This is a genomic window from Dyella sp. 2HG41-7, from assembly GCF_021390675.1.
Taxonomy (GTDB): domain Bacteria; phylum Pseudomonadota; class Gammaproteobacteria; order Xanthomonadales; family Rhodanobacteraceae; genus Dyella_B.
Window position 1 is genome coordinate 3,718,206 of sequence record NZ_JAJEJV010000004.1, and the last position, 14,112, is coordinate 3,732,317.

General features: G+C 59.2%; 12 protein-coding genes. 7 read left to right on the forward strand and 5 right to left on the reverse strand.

All coding sequences use genetic code 11. The features are described from left to right. Window positions 1-8 precede the first annotated feature (8 nt). The 3 genes from L0U79_RS18365 to L0U79_RS18375 all read left to right on the forward strand — a co-directional run bounded on the left by L0U79_RS18365 (window position 9) and on the right by L0U79_RS18375 (window position 1,104). On the forward strand, window positions 9-182 hold the full coding sequence (locus L0U79_RS18365) for a hypothetical protein (RefSeq protein ID WP_233843666.1): 174 nt from the start codon (window positions 9-11) through the stop codon (window positions 180-182). Window positions 183-262: 80 nt separating this feature from the next. Beyond that, window positions 263-451, forward strand: a complete 189-nt coding sequence (locus tag L0U79_RS18370) for a hypothetical protein (RefSeq protein WP_233843667.1) — start codon at window positions 263-265, stop codon at window positions 449-451. A gap of 236 nt (window positions 452-687) precedes the next feature. Further along, window positions 688-1,104: a hypothetical protein gene (locus L0U79_RS18375; protein WP_233843668.1), complete on the forward strand. Its 417-nt coding sequence runs from the start codon at window positions 688-690 to the stop codon at window positions 1,102-1,104. Between the two features lie 49 nt (window positions 1,105-1,153). Here L0U79_RS18375 and L0U79_RS18380 read toward each other — a convergent pair whose 3' ends face one another. The 3 genes from L0U79_RS18380 to L0U79_RS18390 form a co-directional block, all read right to left on the reverse strand. Continuing rightward, window positions 1,154-1,705 carry a hypothetical protein gene (locus L0U79_RS18380; RefSeq protein ID WP_233843669.1) on the reverse strand — a complete coding sequence of 184 codons (552 nt, stop codon included), beginning with the start codon at window positions 1,703-1,705 and terminating at the stop codon, window positions 1,154-1,156. Window positions 1,706-2,238: 533 nt separating this feature from the next. Next, a complete protein-coding gene (locus L0U79_RS18385; protein ID WP_233843670.1) occupies window positions 2,239-4,644 on the reverse strand; it encodes a hypothetical protein in 2,406 nt (801 codons plus the stop codon). Window positions 4,645-4,889: 245 nt separating this feature from the next. After that, the gene (locus L0U79_RS18390; RefSeq protein WP_233843671.1) at window positions 4,890-5,531 is read right to left on the reverse strand and encodes an HD domain-containing protein; all 642 of its coding nucleotides are present in this window, start codon (window positions 5,529-5,531) and stop codon (window positions 4,890-4,892) included. A gap of 121 nt (window positions 5,532-5,652) precedes the next feature. Between L0U79_RS18390 and L0U79_RS18395 the strand changes: the two genes are divergently transcribed. Beyond that, window positions 5,653-6,618, forward strand: coding sequence for a GlxA family transcriptional regulator (locus L0U79_RS18395; protein WP_233843672.1), 966 nt, complete (start codon window positions 5,653-5,655; stop codon window positions 6,616-6,618). Window positions 6,619-6,685: 67 nt separating this feature from the next. Here the strand turns inward: L0U79_RS18395 and L0U79_RS18400 are convergent, their stop codons facing one another. Further along, entirely contained in the window at window positions 6,686-8,398 is a 1,713-nt protein-coding gene (locus L0U79_RS18400) for a hypothetical protein (RefSeq protein ID WP_233843673.1), read from the reverse strand. Between the two features lie 693 nt (window positions 8,399-9,091). Then, window positions 9,092-9,643: a MarR family winged helix-turn-helix transcriptional regulator gene (locus L0U79_RS18405; protein WP_233843674.1), complete on the reverse strand. Its 552-nt coding sequence runs from the start codon at window positions 9,641-9,643 to the stop codon at window positions 9,092-9,094. Window positions 9,644-9,848: 205 nt separating this feature from the next. Between L0U79_RS18405 and L0U79_RS18410 the strand changes: the two genes are divergently transcribed. From L0U79_RS18410 to L0U79_RS18420, 3 genes are read left to right on the forward strand one after another with little or no spacing between them, the layout of a single operon-like run. Beyond that, window positions 9,849-10,937: an HlyD family secretion protein gene (locus L0U79_RS18410; protein WP_233843675.1), complete on the forward strand. Its 1,089-nt coding sequence runs from the start codon at window positions 9,849-9,851 to the stop codon at window positions 10,935-10,937. Further along, entirely contained in the window at window positions 10,934-12,514 is a 1,581-nt protein-coding gene (locus L0U79_RS18415; protein ID WP_233843676.1) for a DHA2 family efflux MFS transporter permease subunit, read from the forward strand. Before L0U79_RS18410 ends, L0U79_RS18415 begins: the two co-directional genes overlap by 4 nt. A gap of 30 nt (window positions 12,515-12,544) precedes the next feature. Beyond that, window positions 12,545-14,107: an efflux transporter outer membrane subunit gene (locus tag L0U79_RS18420; RefSeq protein ID WP_233843677.1), complete on the forward strand. Its 1,563-nt coding sequence runs from the start codon at window positions 12,545-12,547 to the stop codon at window positions 14,105-14,107. Window positions 14,108-14,112 lie beyond the last annotated feature (5 nt).

Below are 14,112 nucleotides of genomic sequence, written 5' to 3' on the forward strand. Positions count from 1 at the left end.
GTTTCACCATGAGCACATCGGTCGTTGCGGTCTTGATGCTTCACAACCAGTCCTGTTCCCAATGCCGCATGGGCGAACCCTGCGCGGCGTCCGAGCGCATTCAAGATGAATGGCTGCGCCGGGAGACCATCGCGAAGGCGGGGACCTCCGCGCCGCACTGGCCGACCGAAGACGCCGCCTAACGCCTGCCCCTTTGCGTAACCCGCATTGCCGCTAAGCTAGGCCCACTCCAATGGGGAGCCTACGGGTGAGCGAGGGGGTTATGCATCCACATCCAATATTTGGATTATTCGCGGCCATTCTGGCCGTCATTCCCGCCTGGAAAATCGTCTCGAAAGCGGGCTACAACGGCGCGTGGTCGCTGCTGATCTTTGTGCCGCTGGTGAACATCATCATGATGTACGTCTTTGCGTTCAGCCAATGGCCAACGGAACGGTCGCGCACGCCGTAACCGTTGTTCCCTGAAAACCGGGCTTAAACACTACGCCCCGCGTTCTTCACAACGCGGGGCGTAGTGTTTTGAGACGGTCGGTGGAATGCGTGTGAACTGCGCTATTCCAGCGCGGATCGCGGCGCATTCAACACGCTTAGGAAGCACTTGACCCCGCTTTTTAAGACTCCACGTATTGCATCAAAACCGGACCCATTACGCCGGGATGGCGAACAAGACGTCAAGAAAGGTTTGTCATGAAAATGATCGCTTTCGCCTGCGGCCTGCTTATTTTGCTCACCGGCATCAGCGGCATCATCTCGCCCGCTTCGCTGCAACCGCTAACGCAACTCACCACCAGCACCGGCGCATTCTTGCTGCTCGCTGCGATCCGCATTGTGCTGGGTCTTATTTTGATACTCGGCGCGCCGCAATCGCGCATGCCTAGCACCATCCGGGTGATCGGCTTTATCGTGTTGATGATCGGCATCGCCACCGCCATCACCGCGTTTATGGCGCTGGAGCAAGCACGCGAGATCGTCAGCCAATGGATGCAAATGGGCGATGCCGTGATACGGCTTACCGGCGTGGTGCTCGTTGTCGTGGGCAGCTTTATCGTTTTCTGTTTTGCGCCGGAGCGAACGCAAGTGGATGGCACGAAAGCCGACAGCTGATTTCACGCTCGATGCCGGACGCAAACAGGAATCGCTTTACCGAGGCTGCCTACTGCGACAAGCAAAAGCGATTCATACGAATCTGCCAATACTCGCGGGGAGTCCGCCACCGCAGATAATCGGCATACGAGCCAAATTCATCGAGCTTGGGCAGAACAAAGGAATCCATATCTGGGCGAATTTCTTTGTCGACGTACTCTTCGACGTCAAGCCCGTCGCGTAGTACGTACCAGCCGTTCCATGCTTCTTTCTCGATCTTTTCTTTCAATCTCCCCTCGGGCAGGTAGTCCGATGCCGAGAGATAGTCGAGCGCCTTTCCCGACGCAAAATCCAACAAGCTCGTGACGTTGAAATGCTTTGGATTGCAATTCTCAGGTCTATGGTGAACGCCGATGCGGATCTTAAAGGCGATCTCATTCGAGATTGCCGCCGTTGTTTGGACGGAGGCATAGTTATGGATCGTTTGAACCATATCCAATCGCACTCGCCACCATAATTTTTTACCTTTCCGCTCGAAGCCGCTGTTCTTCAGGGCAAACGCAAAGTAATTCTCTTTGATGAACTCGAAGTACTCATTAACGCGGTTTTTTGGATCGGACATAAGAAGCGGCGCCAGTCACTAAAAAGGCAAGGTGCACCCCATACATCGTAGGCATTCGAATGAGCTCGAGATATAGGACTTGGCCGAATTTGGTGCGCTTCTAAATGGGAACGCGCGTTTTAGGCCAACATCGCTGCCAACGTCGAGACACACAGCGCAACGCAAACGGCGAAGAAGCTATTCAGCATCAGAGTTTCGAATTTCATGACGGCTCTCCAAGAAGTAAGTGAGTGAGGCTTTCGAGATAGGTATTGCAATCTCGATGCCAACTGCACAATTAGCTTGAAAACCGCATAGCCAAGCCGTTTTTGCGAATACGCCGAAATGCGCGAATTTGTCCGCGGACAGATGTCCGCAGTGTCCGGACATCATGCGGACAAAGCACGTCATGACTAAAGTCATACGCGTCAAACGACGCGATATTGCAGCAACGTTTCAAGGGTGTCGGCACGAAAAAAAGAGCGACAGACGCCGCTCTTTTTGTCATCTCATGCAGTCTCGCCACGCAACGCAATGAAATCCGCGACGCGCTCTCAATGCGCAAACAAACCGATGCTCGCGCGACCCAATCGCTTCGGTTGTTGCGCGGGCATGCCTGTCACCGGAGCAAACGCCCAGGACTTCATCGATGCCGGTCGCAGCAGGTAGTTCACGCTCTGCTTCGTCGATAGCGCAAATATCGCCTTGCCCGCGGGCACCGTGAACAAACGCGTCGTCCCTGCCATGACATCGACCGCTTCGCCGGACCATGGATTGCGAATGTCCAGAGACGATGTCGATCCCGCTTCGATCACCACATTAGTTACCTGCCCGTGGCGCACTTGCACGTCTACTCTCGACTGCCCGTCGATATAGACCTGACCGTCGGCATCCCAGTCCTTCGGCCATGCTTGCGCGATACGAATCAGGCCATCGTCGCCCTGCCACACCAAAGCCGCCTGCAATGCAGCGGATACGACGGCGCCCTGCTCGACGTAGAAATCCGCGCGTCGCTTCCAGCCGAATAGGGATGCGAAGCCGTTGGGAAAGGCTTGAAACCGATCCGTAAGCGCGTAGAGCGTGGACGCCACATCATCGGGCTTTTGCAGCAACGCGGCTTGCAGCGGATCAAAGCTCCAGTCGATGGCGACGGGATGGGGGCGACGCTGAAACGTGCGTTGCGCCAGCGCAAACAGCGGTGACGCGTCGTTGATCGTTTCGTAAGGCCACACCGGCTCCAAACCGATGTTTTCGATGTTTTGCGCTTCGGCCGCAGGTTGATACGACGCGGCGATCACGTCTGTACCGGAAACATCCGCATTGGCCGCCAACATTTGTTTCTGCGTGGCCGCATCGGTGCGCGGTAGCGGCGGCAATTTCTTGAGCGCGGCCTGCATCTGTTCCACCAGCGGCGCGTCTTGTCCGAGTTGTTTGGCCGCATCGCTGGTTGCGGCGAATAGCGCGCGCATCGCGGCAAGATCCGTCGTGGGATCGCGTACGTCCCATTGCGTTTCGTGCGCATTCGACGGCGCCGTATGCAGCAAGCCGTCATCGCCGGGTTTGGCGTAGCTGAGCAAAAAACGTGCGGCTTCGGCCATCCATGGATAATGCTCTCGCAGAAATGCCGTATCGCCGGTCACGCGATATTGGCGCCAGATCCACAACGCCACTTCCGCGCCGGTGGACAGCGTGCGCGCGTTGTAGAAGGGCTCGGATTGCGCATCGCAATCCAACGCGGTCTGCGGTGTCGCCCAAGTTTCGAATTCGTAGCCTTGGCCGTTGAAGCGCATGGTCTCGGGAACGCAGATGCCGTCGCGTTGCATATGCGTGCGCGTCCATTGCTTCAACGCGTCGAGGTTTTCGAGATACAGATGAAAGTACGGGAGGTTGGCGTTCGCCAGGCCAGCGCCGAGATTCGCCGCAATCTGCCCCCGCAAATTCCAGTGCCAGAATGCGGCCGGATCCCACGCGTGCTGGTCGCGTCGCGAGGAGAACAGATCGCCCATACCGGCTTGCGAACCCGGATGATCGTCGCCGCGTTCGGCGACGGCGGCATATAGATTGATGGCGCGCAGATTTTCCATGTATTGCGCGACGCCATCGGCCGATTGCAAACGCATTAGTCCCGTATGCGCCCAGAAATCGTGCCACCACTGCGCGTGGCGGGCCGGTGCGATATCGGCGGTCAAGATTTTTTTCACCGTATCGGGCGCGCCGCCAGCGTATGCAGGCGACGCTATCAACACGCGGAAGCTGCCATCTTGGCGTGGCATGAAATCGATGGTCACGGCGAGTTTGCCATCGGTGCTTGCACGCACGTCACGCGCTTGCACGGTGACGCCAGCCAGCGCTCCGAATGTGCGCCCTGAAAATCCGGGTGGCGTGTCGCCATGCTGGCCTTGGCGATGATCGTCTTTCCAGCTTTGCCACAACACGCCCACGGCGCCGTGCGCATCGATCTGCGCGGTGCGTGGCGCCCACCATTGCAGCGTCACATGCGAGCGCTTGCCGGGGTCCGCGCCGGTGACATCGATCACCAGCACGTCGCTGTCCGGTTCGATATGCGCTTTCGCCGTCATACCGCCGCCGCTTTCGACGAACTCGCCGTTATAGAGATCCAATCGCCCGCGATAGTCCGCAGCGCGCGTCAGCGTCTGCAGCACGGGAATCGTCACTTCACCGGGCGACAGGCGATCGGGCAGCGTATCGGCGCGGTTGAGTTGCAATGTCATGCCGTCGGCCGACCATACCGCCGCGCCGAGACGACCATTGCCGAGCGGCATCGCCTGATCGGGTTGCAGATTCGGGCGAAGCAACACGATGTCCGAGCGCGACACCACGCCCGGAACATCGACCTCGAACCGACCATCGCGCCAAGCGGTCGTGTTCTGCGCATGACCGGCAACGACGGTGAACACACAAATCAGAGCCAAGCACGCACGGCGTCGCATGCCGCTCATAACGCCTCCCCGCCAGTCAAAAAGGGGAACACGAAAACATTGATGGCGCGTTTTTTCATCAGGACTCCGCATCGCCTAAAGGAAATGCTTTCGTTTACGAAGCATTTTCCTACGCTTTTCTTCATTTATCATACTAAATGAAAATCGATGCAAATCGCCCACGACCCGCCATGTCAGGAAAGCGGACAAGCGTCCATGCCGTCCGAGCGAGCGTCGGACAAATCCCTTACACGTACCAGCTTGCTTTAGGCAGCCCAAGCCGAACAGCGGATCACGCTGCAGAAATTACCGGCATGGAAGTGCGGGTCCTTGTCGGCGAGCACGTCGGCTTTCACGTTGCCGAACGTCGTATCGGACTTGTGCTTAATGCCGTCGTAGAACGCCTGGATGATGTCTTCCTTGAACTGATTTCCTCGCGGATGCGCGCGCACGACAGCTTCTCGCTCGGCGTCGCTGTACTGCGCGTAGGTCAAGCCGAGCACATCCATGTCGACACCGGCCGTCACTAGCGCAACCAGCGGATGCATGTGCTGCGGAATACCGGGCGTAGTGTGCAGCGCGATCGCGGTCCAGACGTTGTCGATGACGTACTGATGAATGCCGTGCCGCTTAAGAAAGTCGCGCGCCGCGTTGGCGCCGTCGACCTCGAACCGTTCGTTGGCGCTGCTGTGTTTTTTCGTCAGCCCCATGTCGTGGAACATGCAGCCGCAATACAACAGCTCCGGGTCGAACTTCAGTCCGCGATGTTTGCCAGCCAAGGCGGCGAAGTAATAAACGCGACTGGAATGATGAAACAGCAGCGGCGATTCCGTATCGCGAACCACGTCGGTGATTTCGCGGGCAAATGCGCTGTTGGGAATCGCAACGCCTTGGATATTGAGGGACATGTGGGATCTCCATAAACCGGGGATATCCATTTTCAGCGGGCCATGGGCTGTCCTCAATAGAAGTAATACGCCATATACTGCCAAATCGCGCATAATGCGGACGCGTCAGAGATCTATTCATATGGCCAAGACCGTCGCGATCCTCGCCTTACCGGGCGTCCAACTGCTGGATGTTTCCGGCCCGCTGGATGTGTTCGCGCAGGCGAATATCGAAGCCGGCAAAGAGTTCTACGCGCTCAAGGTTATCGCGTGTAAAAGCGGCCCCATTCGCAGTTCGTCCGGGGCGCGTCTGCTGCCGGACGGCATTGCCGGCGAGATGGACGAGCGTGTCGATACCTTGCTGATTGCCGGAGCGCCGAACGCCGGCAAGATCGTCCTTTCCTCGCACGTTTTAACGTGGCTGCGAGAAACCGCCAAGCGCAGCCGGCGATACGGTTCGATTTGCACAGGCGCCTTCGTGCTTGCCGCGACGGGCCTGCTGGATGGACGCCATATCACCACGCATTGGGCGGCGGCCGAAGATCTGGCGCAGGCTTTCCCGACGCTGCAGATCGACGAAGACGCGCTTTATGTCCGCGACGGAAAACTCTGTACCGCCGCCGGTGTAACGGCGGGTTTGGACCTCGCATTAGCGCTGGTCGAAGAGGATCTGGGCCGCGATATCGCCAAGCGCGTCGCCGCGCAGTTGGTCATGTTTTTCAAGCGGCCTGGCGGGCAATTGCAGTTCAGCCGAAAAGGCGAAACCCGACCCATTGGACGCTCGGTGCTGCAAGAAGTGCAGCGCTGGGTCGCCGCCACGCCGAATCTCGATCACAGCATTGCCGGCATGGCGCAGCACGCGGGGCTAAGCCCTCGGCATTTTGCGCGCTTATTCCATGCCGAGGTCGGCATTACGCCGGCCGCATGGGTAGAAACGACGCGCGTCACCGCGGCCAGAAAGCTTCTGGAGAATGGGTACGACACGCCAAAGCTGGTGGCGTCCAAATGCGGCTTCGCCAATGCCGACACCTTGCGCCGAACATTTAAAAAGCACGTCGGCGTGACGCCTGCTGAATATCGAAAGCAGCATACGGTGCGATCCGAGTAGCTTCCGATAAAAGCACGAGCGCGTAGGCTAGGATCGTCATCCCAGCCTACGGACTGCTCTTCTCCGGCTAAAGCTGCGCAATCGGCAACGCGGCAAGATCGCCAAGCCAGTTGTTGCTGGCTAGCACGTTCTGGTGTTTCGCTTCTTCCGAATGCCCCGTCGCTTGCTGACAATCCGCCAAGATTTTCAGGCTCTGCGGATCCAACGGCCAATGCGCGAGCGCTTCATTCGCTTCAACCTCCCCCGCCACCGGATCGCCCTTGGCCAGCAACGCGGCGGCGACGCTTCTACGCACGGGATACCACCACGTCGGCGGATCGGTGAAGGTTCCAAGCTTCGCATCCTGGATATCGGCCGCTTTGCGATAGGCAGCTTCGGCATCGCCCCACCGCTTCTCGATCATCGCCACGCGGCCCTGCAAAACCAGCCGCGCGACGTCGACCATCGATTCCACCTGCGCGGCGGAGTCGCCGAACTTGGCAAGATCGGCGTGATTGATCGCAATCTTTTCGGCTTCTTGTCGAACGCCTTGGGCATCGCCGTTTCGCGCAGCGGATTCGCCTCTCGCGTAATGCCACATGGCTAATGCATACGGAAGTGTTTTGTCCGGCGGCGGCAACGACGCCACTGTTTGCGGCGATGCAAATCGCCCGAAGACAAAGTAAGCCGTGACGAACCCAAATTGATGCAGGAAGCTCGATGCATTGGGCGCCGACTCTTCCTGCAGCTGCGCCGTCGCCAGCGCAAGCCCTTCTTTAGCATCGCCGTCGAGCAATGCTGCCGCCTCGCCGTACTGCACATTGTGTCCGTGATAAGGCAGCCCAAAGACGCCGCCTTTCGTTTTCAATCGCACGGCATTCGCACTATCGATTTTCACGGCAGCGAGATTTGCGTTCTCCGCGGCGCGATACTGCCCCACCCAAAAGTACGTATGCGAAGGCATATGGATAAGATGGCTCGCCGCTGGCGCCAGCGCGGGCAATTTATCCGCATAAGGGAGAGCCTCCCCCGCAACGCCATCCATTTCGGTCGCATGAATATAGAAATGGATCGCGGCGCTATTGTTGGGTGATCGATGCAATACGTTTTCGAGAATCTGTACGGATCGATCCAGGTGATCGCGGTTATTTTCCTGCGCAGCAGGGATCATCCAGGCGTCGGCCGTGATCACCGCAATCTCATCATCGGAAGGATCGGCGCTGTACAAAGCATCCATCGCTTGCGCAAACGCGAAATCGCCCGGACCTTCGCCGCCACCTTGGTGATAGCGCTTTTGCAAAGCCGCAATCAGCGCCCGTTCTTTGGGCGGATTGTCTTTCGCTAGAGCCGCGGCATGATCGGCAAGGCTGGCCAATTGCGCTTGAACCGTTTGGTCGATCGTAAAGTTAATCGTCGGTCCGCGAGCCCACGCCTCGCCCCATACACACATGGCGCACTGAGGATCGAGTTGCTCGGCGCGCCGAAACGCAGCGATAGCCGCCCTGTGCGCGAACGCATGCGCGAGCTGCATGCCGTTATTGAAATAGTCCTGCGCTTCCCGACTCGAGGTTTTCACCGCGAATCCGCCCGTGCCGTAACCCGTTAAAAGCGTCGTCGCGACCGGCGTGGTGTTGGCGGGAGCCATCGCCATCATATGTCCCATCGACTTCATCGGCGACGCCGACGCGCTATGCATGTCTGCCAACGCCAGCGATGGAACAAGAACGAAGAACCATGGCGCGATCACGCGCGTCCATGCTGAGCCTGACAAAAATAATCCGACGACCTTGGTTGACTGCATCTAATCCTCCAACTGCACTTGGAAAATTGAACGTGAGTCGTCATGTCTAGCTAGAGAAAGAACCGCAAATGGACTCGCGTCACCGGGTATGCGCAAAGACTTCGGCGCCGAAGGTGGGGGCGACGGCGCACTGCAACTTAGGTTGGCCGTTGGCTTCGAACCAGTGCTGGTCGTCATGACGCAATGCATCGTGCTCACGCGATCGCCGTGGGCGTGCAGCCCACGTTCTAGGCTGGGATGGCCATCCCAGCGTTGCACGGCCGTCTTTGCTGGGAAGGCAATCCCAGCCTGCTCGCCTTACGAAAGGTCAGGACACTCGCAACTCAAAAATGCGCTGACCTTTCGCGACATCGCTTCAACCCGGGGAGTGGGGGAGCCGTTTCAATATCGCGTTACGACAGCATCGCTGCCAACATCGAGACACACAGCGCTGCGCAAACGGCGAAGAAGCTATTCAACATCAGCGTTTCGAATTTCATGGCGAATCTCCTTACGCTAAGTGGGTGTGGCCTTCGCGATAGGTGCTGCATATCCGATGCCAACCGCACAAAACCCTGGAAAACCGCATAAAAGCGCCATTTGCGAGCGCCGGCGAAAGTGACCCAATTTGTCCGCGGACGGCCGTCCGTAGCGCCCGGACAAGGGCGCGCATAGGTCGTGCCAACGATTAAGAGGCGCTAAAACGCCTTGTTTTCAGGGATTCGCTTCTTCGTCGGCGACTTTCAAAAAGCCGTCTCGCACGCGTCGATAGAAGCTTTGGAACAACGCAAGCTCGTCCTGCGTCAGCACGCCGAGCGCTTTTTTCAGGCGCGCTGCGTTGAGATCCATCGCACTCGTAAAGATCTCTTTGCCCTTGTCCGTCAGCGTGGCGAGCAAGCGGCGGCGATCTTCTTCATCGCCCACCGAACGCACCAAACCTTCCTGCTCCAGCGAATACATCATCGCGGACACAGTCGCGCGTTTGACCTGCAGCGCCGCGATGATTTCCTGATGCGGCACCGGGCGATCGCCGGCTCCCCATAACAACGCCAGCGTCTGGAAGCGCGCGGGCGAACCGGCCGTGCCTTCCAGCCAGCTGTTCAACACGTTGGTGATCTGCTGCGAGCCCGATTTGATCAGGAACACGGTCTCCATGCGCTGGGCCGCGTCCTCCGGAAAACGACGCAGATAGGCCTCGCGCAGGTACGGCGTGGGGAAGTTGGTCTGCTCGCTGTTTTCCAAGTCTTTCAAGGGATTACCTCTCACCGGAACCCTCCGGCGCTGGACTGTATGTGAAATAACAATCGTGTCTAAGAACGATTATGCAGGAAAAACAGTGACATAAAAATAATACGCCTCCGAACTGTATGGTCGTTGACTTGTTTGTCAACTTACATTATTGTCTGCCGCCATACAAATATGACTTGGCTCGCGATGGTCGCCCGCCGGTCCACGATTGGAGGAGTTGGTCATGAGCAACACCGAAACAGAGGTCCAGGCGAACGCCCAGCCCGCGCGCCGCCCGTTGCCGCGCAAAACCAAGATCGCCGTAGCGGTGGGCGTCGCAGCGCTGGTGCTGGTCAGCGGCGGCGCCTACGCCGTGATGTCCGGCCGCAGCGTGTCCACCGACGACGCCTACACGGACGGCCGCGCGATCACCATCGCGCCGCATGTGGCCGGCTATGTGTCCGAGCTCGATGTCACCGACAACCAGTTCGTGCGCAAAGGCCAGGTGCTGGTGCGTATCGAATGCACGGACTACCTCGCCGCGCGCGATCACGCGCAAGGCGCGCTGGAATCCGCGCAAGGACAACTCGCCGCCGCGCAAAGCGATCTGGATCTGGCGAAGATCACCTACCCCGCCAAATTCGCCGCCGCGCAAGCCACGCTTTCCACCGAGCGCGCGAATCTCTCCAAGGCGCAATCGGAGTACGTGCGCCAGCACGGCATTCCGAAAGAAGCCACCACCTCGCACGACATCGACTTCGCCACCGCCACGCGCGACGCCGCACAAGGCGACGTAGCGCAAGCGCAAGCCCAGGCGCGCATCGCCGAGCCGGTGAACCTCAATATCGCCGACGTGCAAGCGCACGTGGAACAACTCACCGGCGACGTAAAGCGCGCGCAAGCGGATCTCGATCAAGCCAAGCTCAATGTCGGCTATTGCGATGTGGTCGCGCCGCAGGACGGCTGGGTGACGAAGCGCGGTGTCGAGAAAGGCGATTACATCCAGGTCGGTCAGCAATTGTTTGCCGTGGTGAGCCCGGAAGTGTGGGTGACGGCGAACTTCAAGGAAACCGAGCTTACGCATATGCGGATTGGACAAAAGGTTTCCATCGCGGTGGATGCGTATCCCAATTTGAAGTTGAACGGGCACGTCGACAGCATCCAAGCCGGTTCGGGCGGCAAATTCACCGCGTTTCCGTCTGAAAACGCCACCGGCAATTTCGTGAAGATCGTGCAACGCGTGCCGGTGAAAATCGTGATCGACTCCGGTTTGGATGCGAAACAGCCGCTGCCGCTCAATCTTTCCGTTGAACCGACGGTGTCGCTGCAATGAGCGCCGCAGCCTCCGCCCATGACGCTGCATGGAAGCCGCGCGGCAATCCGTGGCTGATCGCGGTGGTGGTCACGCTTGCGGCGTTTATGGAAATTCTCGACACCACCATCGTCAACGTGGCGCTGCCGCATATCGCCGGTAGCTTGTCGAGCAGTCCCGACGATGCGACGTGGACGCTTACTTCATACCTCGTCGCCAACGGCATCGTGCTCACCATCTCCGGCTGGCTGGGCGCGGTGATCGGCAGAAAGCGCTACTTCATGATCTGCATCGCGATGTTTACGGTGTGTTCGCTGCTGTGCGGATTGGCGCAGAGCCTGCCGCAGTTGATCGTGTTTCGCCTGCTGCAGGGCTTTTTCGGCGGCGGTCTGCAACCGAATCAGCAAGCGATCGTGGTGGATTCGTTCGAGCCGAAAAAGCGCGCCGCCGCGTTTGCGATCACCGCGATAGCTACGGTGGTGGCGCCGGTGCTCGGTCCGGTGCTCGGCGGTGTGATTACCGACCATGCATCGTGGCGCTGGATTTTCTTTATCAATATTCCGGTCGGCATCTTTGCGTGCTTTGCCGTGGGCGCGCTGGTGGACGATCCGCCGTGGGCCAAGAAGCAAAGCCGCTCCGTCGATTACATCGGCCTCGGCTTGATCACCCTTGGCTTGGGCTGCATGCAAGTGATGATGGATCGCGGTGAAGACGAAGGCTGGTTTCAATCGCCCTTTATCGTGCATATGGCCATTCTCACCGTGATTGGCCTCACGGGTGCGGTGACGTGGTTGATGATTGCCAAGAAGCCCATCGTGAACCTGCAAGTGTTCAAAGACCGCAATTTCGCGATCAGCTGCGGCTTGATGATCGGCATGGGTTTTATTCTTTACGGCAGCGCCGTGCTGATGCCGCAATTCGCGCAGACAACCATCGGCTACACCGCCACCTGGGCCGGATTCGTGCTGGCGCCCGGAGGCCTGGTGATCATCATGCTGATTCCGCCGGTCGGCCGGCTGATGAAAGTCGTGCAATTGCGTTATCTGATCGCCGTGGGTTTCGCGATCATGATGTTGGCGATGTGGTTCTCCAACCGGCTGGTGCCGAACATCGACTTTTTCACGCTCACGGCGATGCGCAGCGCGCAGGCCGCAGGACTTGGATTCCTGTTCGTGCCGATCAGCATCATGGCGTATCACAGCTTGCCGCGTTCGCTTGGCGCTGATGCATCCGCGTTGTTCGTGATGTTTCGTAACGTGTCCGGTTCGGTTGGCATTTCCGCCGCCAGCGCGATGGTGTCGGAACGCACGCAGGCGCGTCAGGCGCATCTGTCGACGTGGCTTACACCCTTCAATCAATCGTTCAACGCATTGATCGCGCGTAACGAGGCCACCTTGCGTTCGCTCGGACACGCCGCAAGCACTTTGCACGAGACGGCGCTCGGCCGTGCGTTTCAGGCCTTGCGGCAACAATCCGCCGTGTTGGCCTACGCCGATACCTTTATTTATTTCGCCGTGCTCGCCGCGGCCATGATCCCGCTCGCGTTGCTGCTGTCGCCCGTCAAAGACGGCGGCCACTCCGCCGCGCCCATGCACTAATCGTTTTTCGCATTGTCGAGGACAACTGCCATGAACATCATCAAGCTGCACATTGCGCTGGCAACCGTACTTTTGGCTGGATGCACGGTGGGCCCGAACTTTACGCGACCGGATGCCAAACTTCCGAACGCTTGGTGCGATACCGGATGCCAGGCGAAACAAACGGTGCCGAGCGTCACTGCGGCGGCGCCGATCAACACTGCATGGTGGACATCGTTCAACGATCCGGAATTGGCGAAACTGGAAGCACGCGTCGCCGACGCCAATCTCGATCTGAAAGTCGCCTCGCTGCGACTGGAAGAAAGCCGTGCGGAACGCTCGATCACCGCTGCCGATCAACACCCCAGCATCAACGGCAACGCGAGCGCCGTGCGTGAACGCGCCAGCGCCAATGGCGTAACGAGCCTGGCTGGCGCGTTGACGCAGTCGACCAACGCGGCAACAGCCGCTAACGGCACCGGCCCCGGCATTGCGAATTTGCCTTCAAGCAAAGGCTCCGCGCCGCTCAATCTGTTTCAGGCAGGCTTCGATGCAAGTTGGGAAATCGACTTGTGGGGCCGCGTGCGTCGCGAAGTGGAAGCGGCCGATGCATCCGTCGACGCGCAAGCCGACGCTCGCCGCGATCTGCTGATGTCCACCATGGCCGAAGTGGCGCGCGACTATATCCAGCTGCGCGGCACGCAAACCGATTACGCGATTACGCTCGATAGCCTGAAGGCCGCCAAGGATGCCGAACGCGTGACGCGCGAACGCAAGGCGAACGGTCTCGCCAGCGATCTGGATGTGGAAGAAGCCGCCTCGCAGGTCTCGGCCGAAAACGCACTGCTGCCGCAGCTTGCGCAGCAGGAAGCCGAAACCATCAATCGCTTGAGCTTTTTGCTCGGCCAGGCACCCGGCGCTTTGCGTGCGGAACTGGAAGAAACCAAGCCCGTGCCGCCCACGCCGCCGGTGGTGCCGGTCGGCCTTCCGTCGGACCTCGCGCGTCGTCGCCCGGATATTCGCGAAGCGGAAGCCAATCTGCATCAAGCCACCGCGCAAATCGGCGTCGCCAAGGCCGACTTCTATCCCAGCATCACCCTCTCCGCCAGCGGCAGCTTGCAAGCCACGCAATTCAGCAAGCTCGGCGACTGGGGTTCGCGTCAGTTCTCCATTGGCCCGTCGATCAATCTGCCTATTTTCGAAGGCGGTCGTTTGAAGGCGACGCTCAATCTGCGCAAGGAACAGCAACAGGAAGCCGCCATCAATTACCAACGCACCGTGCTGTCGGCATGGCACGAGATCGACAACGCGCTGACGCAGTATTCCTCGCAACAGCAACGCCACGATGAACTGACGGCGGAAGTTCAGGACAACCAGCGCGCGCTCCGCCTGGCACAAGCGCAATACACCGCCGGCACGGGATCGTTCCTGCAGGTGCTCGATGCCGAGCGTCGCCTGTTGTCCGCACAGCAAGATCTCACCGACAACACCACGCAGATCTCCACCACGCTCGTGTCGCTGTACAAGGCGCTGGGCGGCGGCTGGGAAGCGACGTATCCGGAAGCCGCGTCGAACGACGCGGTGGCGACAACCACGCAAGCGCAGCGCTTTTGATTCGC

What these genes read in the sequence shown, in the direction of transcription:
- L0U79_RS18365 (WP_233843666.1), top strand. Translation starts at nt 9, where the DNA reads ATGAGCACATCGGTCGTTGCGGTCTTGATGCTTCACAACCAGTCCTGT.
- L0U79_RS18370 (WP_233843667.1), top strand. Translation starts at nt 263, where the DNA reads ATGCATCCACATCCAATATTTGGATTATTCGCGGCCATTCTGGCCGTC.
- L0U79_RS18375 (WP_233843668.1), top strand. Translation starts at nt 688, where the DNA reads ATGAAAATGATCGCTTTCGCCTGCGGCCTGCTTATTTTGCTCACCGGC.
- L0U79_RS18380 (WP_233843669.1), bottom strand. Translation starts at nt 1,705, where the DNA reads ATGTCCGATCCAAAAAACCGCGTTAATGAGTACTTCGAGTTCATCAAA.
- L0U79_RS18385 (WP_233843670.1), bottom strand. Translation starts at nt 4,644, where the DNA reads ATGAGCGGCATGCGACGCCGTGCGTGCTTGGCTCTGATTTGTGTGTTC.
- L0U79_RS18390 (WP_233843671.1), bottom strand. Translation starts at nt 5,531, where the DNA reads ATGTCCCTCAATATCCAAGGCGTTGCGATTCCCAACAGCGCATTTGCC.
- L0U79_RS18395 (WP_233843672.1), top strand. Translation starts at nt 5,653, where the DNA reads ATGGCCAAGACCGTCGCGATCCTCGCCTTACCGGGCGTCCAACTGCTG.
- L0U79_RS18400 (WP_233843673.1), bottom strand. Translation starts at nt 8,398, where the DNA reads ATGCAGTCAACCAAGGTCGTCGGATTATTTTTGTCAGGCTCAGCATGG.
- L0U79_RS18410 (WP_233843675.1), top strand. Translation starts at nt 9,849, where the DNA reads ATGAGCAACACCGAAACAGAGGTCCAGGCGAACGCCCAGCCCGCGCGC.
- L0U79_RS18415 (WP_233843676.1), top strand. Translation starts at nt 10,934, where the DNA reads ATGAGCGCCGCAGCCTCCGCCCATGACGCTGCATGGAAGCCGCGCGGC.
- L0U79_RS18420 (WP_233843677.1), top strand. Translation starts at nt 12,545, where the DNA reads ATGAACATCATCAAGCTGCACATTGCGCTGGCAACCGTACTTTTGGCT.